Here is a 12,730-nt window from a genome sequence, read left to right as displayed (position 1 = left end):
GTCGCCGGAAACAGGTCTGTCGTGCGAGGTCATCGGCAACGTCTGGGTTGCGCGCGACATGGTCGAGCTTGTGGCTAGGATTGGATCGCGACTTCAACTTCGACGAACGACGGGGTGTACTGGTGGACGAGCGCAGGCAAGCAGAGGCGCACACGCCGTGGGACTACTTGGAGCAGTTGTCCGCACTGACCCTGCTCGATCGCCTTCCGGTTCCGATCGTTGCAGTGTCGCCCGACGGCGGCATCGTCCACGCCAACCCGGCCTTCGAGCACATGCTCGGCTACGAGTCCGGCGCGATGAGCGAGATTTTGTTCCCGGACCTCCTGGTGCAGCGCCCGGCGATGGAAGAGGGCCTGGCGGCCACGTTGCGGACGTGGGCGGGTCGGCTCGTCGAGCTGTGGCATGAGGACGAGTCCGTCGTCCGCGCGGTGATCAGTTCGTCGGCGTTGCGGCGTGCCGACGACCCGGTGGCGCTCGTTGCCTTCCACGACGTCACCGATCAACTGTGGTCGGACGGCCGGATCACGCAGAGTCCGTACGAGCATGGCGGCCTGGAGGCAGACGCCCGCCCGACCTGAGTCGGTTGTTCGATTACATTCCCGCCGGCCACATTCATGCCGGACTCATTCATGCCGGCAAAATTCCGGTCGGCCACATCCACGCCGGTCGGCTGCTGGACGGTAGCGGGCGGGTTTGCCGTCGGTGACCTCGTCGGTGTAGACATGCCCGCCGCGGGGTAAGCCCCAACTGTCCCGGCCTCGGTCGCCTCCCTCGACGATCGATCTTCTTAGGCCTGTCGAATCCGCAGGTCAAGGCCGCTATGTTGCGATCCGGTCACGGCGATGTATTCTTCTATCTGGGACGTATACCGATTCGTTACCAAACCGTTCGATAACAGATCGAGGGATTCCATCGTGTCGCCACAGCATCGCACTCGCCCGTCGAACATCGCGGCAGCTGAGCTCGTCGCGCCAGGAAGGGTGGGTCACGGCGGCAGGCACAGGGCGCCGTCGATCGACTCGCAGCGGATGATCGCCGCAACCGTAGCGGCCGGCGCAATGCTCGCGTCGGGCTATCAGGTAATCCATCCCGGGGTCGCCGACGCCACTCCGGTAGCGCCGGCGCCGGCTCCGGCGCCCGTTCCCGGGCCGATCGAGCAGCTTGCCCAGGCGCTTCCGCTCCAGCAGTTCGCCCAGGCGCTGCAGCCGCCGAAGGTGGAGTTACCGGCCAGCCTCGAGCTGCCTGCCGAGGTGCAGGGAGTGGTGGACGATGTAAATCAGGGGTTTGCGCAGGCCGCCGCGCCGATCGTGCCGCAGGCTCAGGTGGTGCGGCCGGTCGACAGCGGCCAGATCACATCGGGATTCGGCTATCGCTGGGGCTCGATGCACTCCGGGCTCGATTTCGCCGACCCGATCGGTACGCCGATCAGATCGGTCGCCAGCGGCACCGTCATCGAAGCCGGCCCGGCCTCAGGCTTCGGGCAGTGGGTTCGGGTACAACACGACGACGGCACCATCGGCGTGTACGGCCATGTGAACGACATCCTCTCCAGCGTCGGCCAGCGGGTCAACGCCGGCGACGTGATCGCCACGGTCGGGAACCTGGGCTGGTCCACCGGTCCGCACCTGCACCTGGAGATCTGGCAGCCGGACGGCACGAAAGTCGATCCGGCGCCGTGGCTGACCGATCATGGCGTCGCTCTGCACTGGGGCGACGACTGACCGTTAATCTTTCGGGCATGAATTTCGCCCACTCGGCAACCGCGGCGACATCACTGGCCGCGGTTGCCGATGTCATTTCCGCTCCTCTCGGGCTGGTGGCAGCTACCGCGAGCCGCTCGTGCCGACAGTTGGGGGGTACCCGGGGGTGAAGCCGATCAAACGACGCAACATCCTGATCACCGGAGCCAGTTCGGGCCTCGGCGAAGGTATGGCCCGCCTGTTTGCCGCTGAGGGGCGCAATCTGGCGCTCTGTGCTCGCCGTATCGACCGGTTGGATGCCTTGGCCGCGGAGCTGCGCGCGCAGTATCCGCGGATCACGGTCAAGGTGTACGAGCTCGACGTCAACGACCACGACGCGGTCTTCCGCGTGTTCCAGGCCGCCGATGCCGAGCTCGGCGGGCTCGATCGGGTGATCGCCAACGCCGGTCTGGGTAAGGGCCAGCCGATCGGTACCGGCAAGTTTGCGGTGAACAAGCAGACTGCCGAGACCAACTTCATCGCTCTCCTTGCCCAATGCGAGGCCGCGATGGAGATCTTCCGTGAGCGCAATGCCGGTCACCTGGTCGTGGTCGCGTCGATCAGCGCGGTACGCGGAGCGGCCGGCAACGTGACCGCTTACGCCGCCTCGAAAGCCGGTGCGGCACACCTGGGGGAAGGCATCCGGTTGAGCGTCGCCGACACCCCGATCCGGGTCACGACGTTGCTACCCGGCTATATCGAGTCGGAGATGACGGCCCGGGTCGGCAAGACTCCGCTGCAGGTCGAGGCTGCCGTCGGACACCGTGCGATGGTCGACGCCATCGAGGCGGAACCGGCGGAGGCGATGGTGCCGCGCTGGCCGTGGGAGGTGCTGGGCCGAGCGTTGAAGGTGGCTCCGGACGCGGTGTTGCGCCGGTTCTCCTGAACGTCGGTTTTGCGCCGGAACAGGGGTCAGCCGACCGGCAGGTCGATCTGCCAGAAGTCGGCCAATGCCATCCGAATCTCGGGGAGCACCGTCATCGGTACCTGCTTGGCCCGCAGCAGATCCAGCACCTCGCCGACCTGCTCGCGCTTGCGCAGCTCGTACGCGTTGCCGACCTTGCGGACCACGGGCGGGATCGCCAGCAGCAGCAGTTCGTTGTACGGCTCGTTACCAGCGGTCAGGTCCAACGCCAGCGACCATCGGCCGTCCGGCATGTTCGCCAACCGAGCTGCCAGCACGCGATCCCAGCCCAGTTCGGTCGCGGCCCACGGGACCCGGACGGTGATCTGTTGCTCGTCGAGCACGACGGCGTCGGCCCAGAAGAGCGCAAACGCCACGACGAGGAACAGCAGCGCGCCGACCAGCAGCCCGGTGAACACCCGCCCGCTACCGAACGATGCCACGATCGCGATCCCCACGATCGCAGCGAGAACAATCGCAACGCCGAAGTAGATCGCCCCACGAACTACCGGGACTACTCCGGTTCGTGCACTCATGGCCACACCATAGGTGAAGCGACCAGAATGATTGAGAAGACGGAGATCGACAGCCCCTGTTCGTCGGGCTGTCGGACTCCGTCCCCGTATCGGAGTCCTGCCGCGAACAGAGGCTGACCCCTCGACGATCTCCGGCCTCGCTTTCATGGAACCCGTTGCGCGATCCAGGCGACAGCCCCGACTTTTCGGGTGTCGGCCACGTACGGTTGTGCGGTGCGGATCGGATTGACAACCAATTACGCGGGCGGCTTCGAGGCGACGGCGGCGGAGATCGCCGACCTGGAGCGCGCCGGACTGGACATCGTGTTCGTGCCGGAGGCGTACTCCTTCGACGCCGTGAGCGCTCTCGGCTTTCTGGCCGCCCGGACCACCCGGTTGCAGCTCGCCTCGGGCATCCTGCAGCTCTACACCCGGACGCCGTCATTGACCGCGATGACCGCCGCCGGCCTGGACTATGTGTCCGGCGGCCGGTTCGTGCTCGGCCTCGGTGCGTCCGGGCCCCAGGTGGTCGAAGGTTTCCACGGGGTGCCGTACGACGCGCCGCTCGGCCGGACCCGCGAGATCATCGAGATCTGTCGGCAGGTGTGGCGTCGGGAAGAGGTGGTGCACGCCGGCCGGTACTACCAGATTCCGTTGCCGGCCGATCAGGGGACCGGGTTGGGCAAGCCGCTCAAGCTGATCAACCACCCGGTTCGGGAGCGGATCCCGATCCTGCTCGCGGCGCTGGGGCCGAAGAACGTCGAGCTCACCGCCGAACTTGCCGAGGGCTGGCAGCCGATCTTCTTCGATCCGGACAAGGCCGAGCGGGTGTGGGGGGAGTCGTTGGCTGCGGGCCGGGCGAAACGTGACCCGGCGCTCGGGGAGCTGGATATCTATGCCGGGCCTGCGCTGGCGATCGGCGACGACGTGGAGCCGCTGCTGGACTGGGTCAAGCCGATGATGGCGCTGTATATCGGCGGGATGGGGGCGCGGACGAAGAACTTCTACTTCGAGTTGGCCACCCGCTACGGCTACGGTGACGCTGCCGCCCGCATCCAGGAGCTCTATCTGAGCGGCGAGAAGACCGCGGCGGCCGCGGCGGTACCGACCGAGCTCGTCCGCGCGGTCTCCTTGATCGGGCCGGCCGGGTTCGTCGCCGAACGCGTCGCGGCGTTCGCCGCGGCCGGGGTTACCTGCCTCAACGTCGCGCCGCTCGGCACGGACACCGCAGCCAGGGTCGGCTTGATCGAGCAGTTGCGCAGCATCATCGACGCTTGAGATAGCCGCGGAACCGGTAGCGGATGCCGGCCGAGACCTGCCACGGTCCGTCCTCGGCCAGGTGCCAGATCGCCGGGTCGATCTCCGGGGCATAGGCGTCGCCGGGGTAGTCCGCGTCGATCTCGGTGACGTCCAGAAAGTCGGCGTAAGGCATTGCCGCGCGGTAGGTCTGGGCGCCGCCGACCACGTAGGTCCGTCCCGGTCCGGCGATCCTCAGCGCTTCCTCGAGGTCGGCGGCCCGGGTTGCGCCCGACCCGGTCCAGGCGTCGTCGTGGGACAGCACGATGTTGCGCCGACCGGGCAACGGCCGAAAGGGCGGCTGCAGGGAGTCCCAGGTTCGCCGGCCCATGATCACCGGGTGCCCTGCGGTGCGTTCCTTGAAGTGCTTCAGGTCTTCCGGAATATGCCAGGGCAGCGCGTTGTGCAGGCCGATTGCCGCGTTCCGGGCTTGCGCCCAGATCAGCACGACCGCCTCAGACGGCAACGGGCGCCTTGATCGCCGGGTGATGCCGGTAGTCCACCACGTCCACGTCGTCGTAGCGGTAGTCGAACAGTGACGACGCCGCTCGCAACCGCAGGGTCGGGAACGGGTACGGCTCGCGCCCCAACTGCCGGGTGACCTGCTCGACGTGGTTGTCGTAGATGTGGCAGTCCCCGCCGGTCCAGATGAAGTCGCCCGGCGTCAGTCCGACCTGCTGCGCCACCATATGGGTGAGCAGTGCGTAGCCGGCGATATTGAACGGCACGCCGAGGAACAGGTCGGCGCTGCGCTGGTACAGCTGGCAGCTCAACGCGCCGTCGGCGACGTAGAACTGGAAGAGCACGTGGCAGGGGGCCAGCGCCATCCGGTCCAGCTCGGCGACGTTCCACGCCGAGACCACCATCCGGCGCGAATCGGGGTCGCGGCGCAGGGTATCCAGCACGCCGGAGATCTGGTCGATGTGGTTACCGTCCGGGGTCGGCCAGGACCGCCACTGCACGCCGTATATCGGGCCCAGCTCGCCGTTCGGCCCGGCCCACTCGTCCCAGATGGTGACGCCGTGCTCACGCAGCCAGCCGACGTCGGAGTCGCCCCGGAGAAACCACAGCAGCTCGTAGACGATCGAACGCAGGTGCACTTTCTTGGTGGTGACCAGCGGGAAGCCCTGGGTCAACGGGTAGCGCAACTGATGGCCGAACACGCTGCGAGTTCCGGTGCCGGTGCGATCGCCCTTCGCCGCACCCGCTGCCAGGACGTGCCGCAACAAGTCCTCGTACTGGGTATCGACCGTCACGCGCGTAGTGTACGGCCGGAACTCGAGGTGAACCGACTGATGGCGGCGCAGGACGGGCTGGGGACCCGGCAGCAGGCCGTGCGCGATTCTGCCCGGTGAGCGAGCAGAATCCTGCACTGTGCAGAAGCTCTACGTGATCGGGATCGGTGCCGGCGATCCGGACCAGGTGACGGTGCAGGCGATCAAGGCGATGAACGCCGTGGACGTGTTCTTCGTGGTGGACAAGGGCGCGCAGAAGCGGGAACTCGCCGAGCTACGCGCGCGGATCCTGACCGAACACGTCACCGGGCCCTATCGGGTGGTCGAGGTGCCCGACCCGCCGCGCGAGCGGACCCCGACCGACTATGTGCAGACCGTCGACGACTGGCACGACCGGCGGGCGACCGCATTGGCCGTCGAGTTCGCCCGGACGGCCGGAACGGGGGCGATCCTGGTCTGGGGTGACCCGGCGCTCTACGACAGCACGCTGCGGATCGTCGAGCGGGTGCTGGCGGGCGGGACGCGTTTCGATTACCAGGTGATTCCGGGCGTCACCAGCGTTGCGGCGCTGGCGGCCCGGCACCGGATCGTGCTCAACCGGGTCGGCGAGCCGGTGCAGCTGACCACCGGGCGGCGGCTGCGCGAGGACGGGTTGACCCACGACGCGGTGGTCATGCTCGACGCCGATCCGGATTTCGCCGCGCTACCGCCGGACAGCCAGGTCTGGTGGGGGGCCTATCTCGGCATGCCGGACGAGACGCTGATCGCCGGGCGGGTCGCCGAGGTGGCCGAGCGCATCCGCGACGTTCGGTCCGAGCTGCGGGCCCGGAAGGGTTGGATCATGGACACCTACCTGCTGCGGCGCCCCCTGGGCCGACCCCGCGGGTAGCCTCGACGGCGTGCCCGAACTGCCCGAAGTCGAAGCGCTCGCACAGTTCCTGCGGGCGAACGCGACCGGTGCGGTGGTCGGCCGGGTGGACGTGGTGGCGCTGAGCGTACTGAAGACGTTCGACCCGCCGGTGACCGCGCTGCAGGGCCGGGACGTGACCGGTGCCGGTCGGTGGGGCAAACATCTGGGGTTGAACTGCGCCGGGCTGTGGCTGATCACCCACCTGTCTCGGGGCGGCTGGCTGCGCTGGATCGACAACCCGAGCGGCGCGCCGCCGAAGCCGGGCAAGGGACCGCTGGCATTGCGGATTCACTTCTTCACCCCGGACGGTGCGACGCCGGCGATCGATCTCACCGAGGCCGGGACCAAGAAGCGGCTCGCCGTCTGGGTGACCGAGGACCCGCAATCCGTGCCGGGAATCGAGAAACTGGGCCCGGACGCGCTCACGGTGGACGAGCCGCAGTTCGCTGCCCTGTTGCGCGGGACGTCGCAGCGGATCAAGAACGCCCTGGTCGACCAGGTTCTGATCGCCGGCGTCGGCAACGCCTACTCCGACGAGATCCTGCATCGGGCGAAGTTGTCCCCGTTCGCCACCACCGCCAAACTGACCGACGACGAGATCGCCCGGCTCTACGCCGCGATGCGCGCCGAGCTGACCGATGCGGTGCAGCGCTCGGTCGGTCAGGACGCGGCCCGGTTGAAAGGTGAGAAGCGGTCCGGGATGCAGGTGCACGCCCGCACCGGCTTACCGTGCCCGGTCTGCGGTGACACCGTTCGCGAGGTGGCCTACGTGGATCGTTCGTTCCAGTACTGCCCGACGTGTCAGACCGGCGGCAAGCCGTTGGCGGATCGGCGGATGTCCCGGCTGCTGAAGTAGCTCGGGCCGGCACCGTCGATCAGGCAGCGGTCCCCGGCTCGGCAGACGCGTCCCGGTACGCCGCCCAGGCGAGTCGGCGCTGCTGGTCGATGTCGTCCACCACCCGGGTGTGCTTGTCGAACACCAGGGTCGCCCGCCGATCGGCGGTGTAGGCCGGCCACGACGGCTGCGGCGCGCCGGTGCGGGCGAAGCTCAACCATTGCCCCTGGACCTGGCCGATCAGCGCTCGCATGGTGCGCCGGCCACCTGCGGTGAGCACTCGCCCGGCTGCGGTGTCGCCGTAGCCGAAGACCGCGAACATCTCCCACGCGTGCGTGGCGCCGAACCCGGATCGGTTCAGTACCGGTGGGGCAAAATCGTATCGATAGTTGTAGGTCGGCGCGTAGCTGCTGTGCCCCTCGCAGGCGTCGATCGTGGGCCGCCAGAACGCGTAGTCACCGCCGAGCCGGATCGATCGGCGGCCGTCGGTGTAGCTGCCGTACACGCCGTTCAGCTGAGCCACCACCCGAGGATCGGCGCCGGCGAACAGCTTGGTCAGCCGCGCCTGATCGGTGGGCAGGCCCTCGTCGAACCGGGAGAAGAGAGTCGCTTCGTTCCGGTTGGTCCCGATGATCAGCGGCACCCGATGCGCGTTGCCGTCCCGCATCGCAGCTGTCGGGGACTGCGGCAGATATTCGCCGTCGACCACCGGCGCGGTGTCCGGCAGGCCCGGGCGTTCCCGCATCTGCGCCCGGGCCACCCGCGCGCTGGCCCGGCGCAGTTCGTGCGCGTCGACTTTGCCGAGCGCGTCGGTGGCGGCGGCGTGGTCGCCGGGGTCTACCCCGAGCTCGACGAGCGTGTCGTGGGCATAGCGGTCCGCGGTCGCCGGGTCGACCACCCAGTCCGCCGGCGCGCTCTCCGCGATCACCCGATGGAACAGTCCTTTCGCGGCCGGCGTGGCCAGCAGTGCGCATACCGCGGCGGCGCCGGCCGACTCACCGAAGATGGTGACGTTGTCGGGGTCGCCACCGAAGGCGGCGATGTTGCGTTGCACCCATTCGAGGGCGGCGACCTGGTCGCGTAGACCCAGGTTGTTGTCGAACCGCCGGTCCGCGGTCCCGTATCGGCCGAAGTCGATATAGCCGAGCGGGCCGAGTCGGTAGTTCAGCGACACATAGATCACGTCGCCCCGGGCGGCGAGCCGCGAGCCGGAATAGAGGCCCAGCGCGGTGGTGCCGATCAGGTAACCGCCGCCGTGGATGAACACCATGACCGGCCGCGGCGAGCCGGCCGGGCCGGCCGGAGCGGTGACGTTGAGCGTGAGGCAGTTCTCGCTCATCGGTTGGTGCCGGCGAACCCCGGTCATCGTGCCGAACCGGGGTTGGATCGCGGCGGCACCGAAGGCCAGGGCGTCGCGGACGCCGACCCACGGGGTCACCGGCTGTGGCGCCCGCAGCCGTAGCTCGCCGACCGGTGGAGCGGCGAAGGGAATGCCCAACCACCGATCGACGTGTCGGCCGGCGATCCCGCGGACCACTCCGTCGGCGGTATGAATCTTCATGACCGAATGGTAACCGCGGTTAACGTTTACGGAGTACGAGTCCCTACCAGGGGTGTGTCTCCACACCCAACGCCGCCAGTTCGGTCCGGGCCAGAGCGGTCAGCGCGTCGTCGGATACCACCCGATCCGGGTCCAGTGAGACCAGCGCCAGGGTGTGCGCCTGCGGCCCGCGGCACAGGTACGCCGACAGTCGGGTGCGTGGAAAGCGTGCGGCGGGCAGCCGCGGGTGCACGGCCCGCGCCGCGACCGCGTCGGCGCGATGGCGGCCCAGCGTGGCCAACTCGTTCGGTAATCGGCCGATGTCCGAGCACAGCAGGTCGCGTTCGCCGGCACCGGCGGACAGCCGATAGGCGAGTCGTCGGGGGAGCACGCCGAGCAGCTCGGCCGGAAATCCGTTCGGGGGGCCGGCCGGACGCGCGTAGCCGACGCGACAGGCATCCTGGACGGCGGTCGGCGCAGCGCCGCGGCGCAGCGCCGTGGTCGCCATCCGCAGCTGGTTCGCCACGTCGGTGGCGCCGGCTCGCCGCTCGTCGACCGGTAGTGCGACGTCGATGACATCGTTGTCGAAGCCGCTGCCCCACAAGATGTTTGCTGCCACGGCGACGAACAGGCTGTTGCCGCTGACAGCCCGGCTCGCGGCCGCGGCGGCCCAGTCCGGCGGGTGGATGTCGAGGATCGCGCTTCGCGGTATCGGATCGGCCGGGGCCGGCCGTCGTTCGACCGCCGGTGTCGCCGGCGGGCGCCCACCGCGGACCAACGCCCCGATCGTGCCGCCCACCGCGATGCGATACTGCCGGCCCGCGTCGGCCCAGTCGGAGTCGACCGGTTCCGCGACGGCCCGGGTGCGGCCGGTCAACGCGTCGGCTACGGCCAGCAGCATCCCGCGGGCGTCGGCAAGCACATGGGATACCGACAGCGCGACCGCGGTGCCACCGGCGGCGATCGGTGCCGCGGCGAGGTGCCAGCCCGGGCCGTGTTCGGGGTCGAGCTCCGGCACCACCGACCAGGCCCAAGCCGCGACCCGGGCCGGCGAAACGGCGGTGTGGCGATAGTCCAGTGGATACGCCCGGACGCTCGGTTGCCAGCGGGGCCGGGCGCCCGGTACCCGGGGTATCACGACCCGGCGCCCGAGCGCGCTCACGCGTAGTCGGGAATGCAGTTCGGCCAGCAGATCGGGCGCGACCTGGTCGGCGGTCCGCCAGATCCCCTGCATTGCGATCGGCGTGCCGAGCCCGCGGTGGCTGCGCAGGAAGATCTCGTCGACGACCGAGAGCCGGCTCACTCCGGCCGGCCGACGGCGGTCGGGTCGTCGACCGCGTTACGTTTGTCCGGTCGGCTGCGGATCGCTGGGCTGCGGATCGCCGGGCCGTTGCGTGCCCCCCGGACGCCCGTTCGCGGCGCGCTCATGTTCGCCGACTGTAGTCCGGCGGACGACGTCTTGCGCAAAGAAATGAACTCTGATTCAGTATTTGTGTGGCATACCGCCGAAGTCCGGCCGTGCAAGCTCGCCTGGACGCGCAAGAAGAGGAAATCCTGCGCGCCGCGATCGAGGTGCTGTCCCGGGACGGTTACCGGGGCCTGTCGATAGCGGAGGTCGCCGCGGGCGCGGGCGTCGCCGTGGGTACCGTCTATCGGCACTTCGCCGGCAAGGCCGAGCTGGTGACCACGATCTTCCGGCGGGTCGCCGGGCGCGAGGTCGAGGCGGTGGCGGCAGCCGGCGCGAGCGGGACACCGGCGGAGCGGGTGCGCGGCGCGATCGAGACGTTCGCCGGCCGCGCGCTGAAGAATCCTCGGCTCGCCTACACACTGCTCACCGAACCGGTCGACGTCGCGCTCGACGCCGAGCGGCTGGTGTTCCGGCAGGCGTTCGCCCGAACCTTCGCGACCGCGATCGCCGCCGGCCTCGCCGAGGGGCTACTACCGCCGCAGGACCCGCAAACATCGGCGGCAGCGCTGGTCGGCGGGCTCGCCGAGGTGCTGGGCGGGCCGCTCGCCGACGGACTGGATGCGACCGCGGTGGTGGCCGAGTTCGTCGGATTTTCGTTGCGTGCCCTGGGCGCACGAGAACAGGAGTGATCAGATGCCGACGAACTGGACGCCGACCCACGAGGTGCACAATCAGGTTCCGCCGCTGGCGCCGTTCGACGCGGCCGGCTACCCAGCCCTGCTGGCCGGCCTGCATCGGGAAGGGGCGGGTTGGGCCGAGGCCGACCTGCGCGCGATCGGCCGGCGTGCGGGTGGGGCGCAGGCCCAGGAGTGGGGCCGGCTGGCGAACGAGTATCCGCCGGTCCTGCACACCCACGACCGGTTCGGACACCGGATCGACGAGGTCGAGTTCCATCCGCACTGGCACTCGCTGATGGACGTCGCGGTCCGCAGTGGTCTGCATGCGGCACCGTGGGTTTCGGGGCGGGTCGGCGCACACGTGGCGCGGGCGGCGAAGTTCCACGTCTGGGGGATGGCCGACGCGGGTCACATGTGCCCGATCTCGATGACCTATGCGGTGATTCCGGCGCTGCGGCACAACCCCGAGCTGGCCGCCCGGTACGAGCCGTTACTGGCGGCGACGACATACGACTACGGGTTGCGTGAGCCGTCGACCAAGGCCGGATTGATCGCCGGCATGTCGATGACCGAGAAGCAGGGTGGCTCCGACGTGCGGGCCAACACCACGACGGCGACGCCGCAACCGGACGGGTGGTATTGCATCGTCGGGCACAAGTGGTTCACCTCGGCGCCGATGTCGGACCTGTTCCTCACGTTGGCCCGGACGCCGAACAGCGCCGGCCCGACCTGTTTCCTGCTGCCCCGGGTGTTGCCGGACGGCTCGCGCAACCCGATCCGGTTGCAGCGGTTGAAGAACAAGCTGGGCAACAAGTCCAACGCCTCGGCCGAGATCGAGTACGAGGGGGCCCTCGGCCGGCGGGTCGGAGACGAAGGTGCCGGGGTGCGGACCATCGTCGAGATGGTCAACATGACCCGATTGGACTGCGTGATCGGCTCGGCGACCGGGATGCGGTACGGCGTGGTGCAGGCGGTGCACCACGCGCGACATCGCCGGGCGTTCGGCGCGGAGGTGATCGATCTGCCGGCGATGCAGAATGTGCTGGCCGACTTGGTGATCGAGTCCGAGGCAGCCACCGCGGTGATGCTGCGGCTGGCCGGCGCGACCGATCGTGCGGCCGCCGGGGACGCGGCGGAGGCCGAGCTGCGCCGGATCGCCTTGGCGGTGAGCAAGTACTGGGTGTGCAAGCGGGCGCCGATGCACGCCGCCGAAGCGTTGGAGTGCTTGGGCGGCAACGGCTATGTGGAGGACTCGGGAATGCCGCGGTTGTTCCGGGAGTCGCCGCTGATGTCGATCTGGGAGGGGTCGGGCAACGTCGCGGCACTGGATGCCTTGCGCGCCATGGCGCGTCAGCCCGGTACCGTGACGGCGTTCTTCGCCGAGGTGGGCCGGGCGGGCGGGGCCGACCCGCGGCTGGACGACGCGATCGCCCGGCTCGGCAAGGAACTCGCCGACCTCGACGATGCGCAGTACCGAGCGCGGCGGGTGGTCGAGTTGATGGCGCTGGTGTTCCAGGGTTCGCAACTGGTGCAACATGGTCCGGCTGCGGTGGCGGACGCGTTCTGCGCGACCCGATTGGCCGGCGACCACGGGTTGGCGTTCGGCACATTGCCGACCGGTGTCGCGGTCGATGCGATTCTGCGGGAACGAGTTCCGGAAACGAGCTGAGC

At 69.2% G+C, this 12,730-nt stretch carries 14 protein-coding genes; 8 read left to right on the top strand and 6 right to left on the bottom strand.

Annotation, left to right across the window (positions count from 1 at the left end):
• Nucleotides 1-122: 122 nt before the first annotated feature.
• The 3 genes from KV203_RS15345 to KV203_RS15335 all read left to right on the top strand — a co-directional run bounded on the left by KV203_RS15345 (nucleotide 123) and on the right by KV203_RS15335 (nucleotide 2,625).
• Nucleotides 123-578, top strand: a complete 456-nt coding sequence (locus KV203_RS15345) for a PAS domain-containing protein (RefSeq protein ID WP_066473016.1) — start codon at nucleotides 123-125, stop codon at nucleotides 576-578.
• A 450-nt stretch (nucleotides 579-1,028) separates the two neighbouring features.
• Nucleotides 1,029-1,721, top strand: a complete 693-nt coding sequence (locus KV203_RS15340; RefSeq protein ID WP_157079889.1) for a M23 family metallopeptidase — start codon at nucleotides 1,029-1,031, stop codon at nucleotides 1,719-1,721.
• A 208-nt stretch (nucleotides 1,722-1,929) separates the two neighbouring features.
• Nucleotides 1,930-2,625: an SDR family oxidoreductase gene (locus KV203_RS15335; protein ID WP_066473015.1), complete on the top strand. Its 696-nt coding sequence runs from the start codon at nucleotides 1,930-1,932 to the stop codon at nucleotides 2,623-2,625.
• 26 nt (nucleotides 2,626-2,651) lie between these two features.
• Here the strand turns inward: KV203_RS15335 and KV203_RS15330 are convergent, their stop codons facing one another.
• A complete protein-coding gene (locus KV203_RS15330) occupies nucleotides 2,652-3,179 on the bottom strand; it encodes a hypothetical protein (RefSeq protein ID WP_066472822.1) in 528 nt (175 codons plus the stop codon).
• A gap of 213 nt (nucleotides 3,180-3,392) precedes the next feature.
• Here KV203_RS15330 and KV203_RS15325 point away from each other — a divergent pair, with 213 nt between their 5' ends.
• Complete coding sequence (locus tag KV203_RS15325) at nucleotides 3,393-4,436, top strand: LLM class F420-dependent oxidoreductase (RefSeq protein ID WP_066473014.1); 1,044 nt, start codon at nucleotides 3,393-3,395, stop codon at nucleotides 4,434-4,436.
• Here KV203_RS15325 and KV203_RS15320 read toward each other — a convergent pair.
• Both KV203_RS15320 and KV203_RS15315 read right to left on the bottom strand, forming a co-directional pair.
• Nucleotides 4,423-4,920, bottom strand: a complete 498-nt coding sequence (locus KV203_RS15320) for a dihydrofolate reductase (RefSeq protein WP_066472820.1) — start codon at nucleotides 4,918-4,920, stop codon at nucleotides 4,423-4,425. The two genes, KV203_RS15325 and KV203_RS15320, sit on opposite strands and share 14 nt — an antisense overlap.
• Complete coding sequence (locus KV203_RS15315) at nucleotides 4,910-5,710, bottom strand: thymidylate synthase (protein ID WP_066472811.1); 801 nt, start codon at nucleotides 5,708-5,710, stop codon at nucleotides 4,910-4,912. Before KV203_RS15315 ends, KV203_RS15320 begins: the two co-directional genes overlap by 11 nt.
• Before the next feature lie 118 nt (nucleotides 5,711-5,828).
• Here KV203_RS15315 and cobF point away from each other — a divergent pair, with 118 nt between their 5' ends.
• Nucleotides 5,829-6,578: a precorrin-6A synthase (deacetylating) gene (cobF, locus tag KV203_RS15310; RefSeq protein ID WP_066472808.1), complete on the top strand. Its 750-nt coding sequence runs from the start codon at nucleotides 5,829-5,831 to the stop codon at nucleotides 6,576-6,578.
• A gap of 10 nt (nucleotides 6,579-6,588) precedes the next feature.
• A complete protein-coding gene (locus KV203_RS15305) occupies nucleotides 6,589-7,455 on the top strand; it encodes an Fpg/Nei family DNA glycosylase (protein WP_066472806.1) in 867 nt (288 codons plus the stop codon).
• A gap of 19 nt (nucleotides 7,456-7,474) precedes the next feature.
• On the opposite strand, the gene KV203_RS15300 is transcribed toward KV203_RS15305, so the two are convergent.
• From KV203_RS15300 to KV203_RS19955, 3 genes are read right to left on the bottom strand one after another with little or no spacing between them, the layout of a single operon-like run.
• Nucleotides 7,475-8,995 carry a carboxylesterase/lipase family protein gene (locus KV203_RS15300; protein WP_066472804.1) on the bottom strand — a complete coding sequence of 507 codons (1,521 nt, stop codon included), beginning with the start codon at nucleotides 8,993-8,995 and terminating at the stop codon, nucleotides 7,475-7,477.
• A gap of 43 nt (nucleotides 8,996-9,038) precedes the next feature.
• The gene (locus KV203_RS15295; RefSeq protein WP_066472802.1) at nucleotides 9,039-10,277 is read right to left on the bottom strand and encodes a hypothetical protein; all 1,239 of its coding nucleotides are present in this window, start codon (nucleotides 10,275-10,277) and stop codon (nucleotides 9,039-9,041) included.
• Nucleotides 10,274-10,402 carry a hypothetical protein gene (locus KV203_RS19955; RefSeq protein ID WP_255246960.1) on the bottom strand — a complete coding sequence of 43 codons (129 nt, stop codon included), beginning with the start codon at nucleotides 10,400-10,402 and terminating at the stop codon, nucleotides 10,274-10,276. The genes KV203_RS15295 and KV203_RS19955 overlap by 4 nt, the downstream gene beginning before the upstream one ends.
• Before the next feature lie 66 nt (nucleotides 10,403-10,468).
• Here KV203_RS19955 and KV203_RS15290 point away from each other — a divergent pair, with 66 nt between their 5' ends.
• Together KV203_RS15290 and KV203_RS15285 are read left to right on the top strand one after the other, a co-directional pair.
• Complete coding sequence (locus KV203_RS15290; RefSeq protein WP_066472801.1) at nucleotides 10,469-11,071, top strand: TetR/AcrR family transcriptional regulator; 603 nt, start codon at nucleotides 10,469-10,471, stop codon at nucleotides 11,069-11,071.
• Between the two features lie 4 nt (nucleotides 11,072-11,075).
• Nucleotides 11,076-12,728: an acyl-CoA dehydrogenase family protein gene (locus KV203_RS15285; RefSeq protein ID WP_066473012.1), complete on the top strand. Its 1,653-nt coding sequence runs from the start codon at nucleotides 11,076-11,078 to the stop codon at nucleotides 12,726-12,728.
• Nucleotides 12,729-12,730: the final 2 nt, after the last annotated feature.

This window comes from Skermania piniformis, assembly GCF_019285775.1.
Classification (GTDB): Bacteria; Actinomycetota; Actinomycetes; order Mycobacteriales; family Mycobacteriaceae; genus Skermania; species Skermania pinensis.
The sequence above is the reverse complement of the archived record's forward strand: the minus strand, read 5'-3'. Positions and strand labels throughout refer to the sequence as shown.

Coding starts and splice junctions, on each gene's coding strand:
- KV203_RS15300 (WP_066472804.1), bottom strand. CDS start 8,995: ATGAAGATTCATACCGCCGACGGAGTGGTCCGCGGGATCGCCGGCCGA.
- KV203_RS15330 (WP_066472822.1), bottom strand. CDS start 3,179: ATGAGTGCACGAACCGGAGTAGTCCCGGTAGTTCGTGGGGCGATCTAC.
- KV203_RS15335 (WP_066473015.1), top strand. CDS start 1,930: ATGGCCCGCCTGTTTGCCGCTGAGGGGCGCAATCTGGCGCTCTGTGCT.
- KV203_RS15285 (WP_066473012.1), top strand. CDS start 11,076: ATGCCGACGAACTGGACGCCGACCCACGAGGTGCACAATCAGGTTCCG.
- KV203_RS19955 (WP_255246960.1), bottom strand. CDS start 10,402: ATGAGCGCGCCGCGAACGGGCGTCCGGGGGGCACGCAACGGCCCGGCG.
- KV203_RS15340 (WP_157079889.1), top strand. CDS start 1,029: ATGATCGCCGCAACCGTAGCGGCCGGCGCAATGCTCGCGTCGGGCTAT.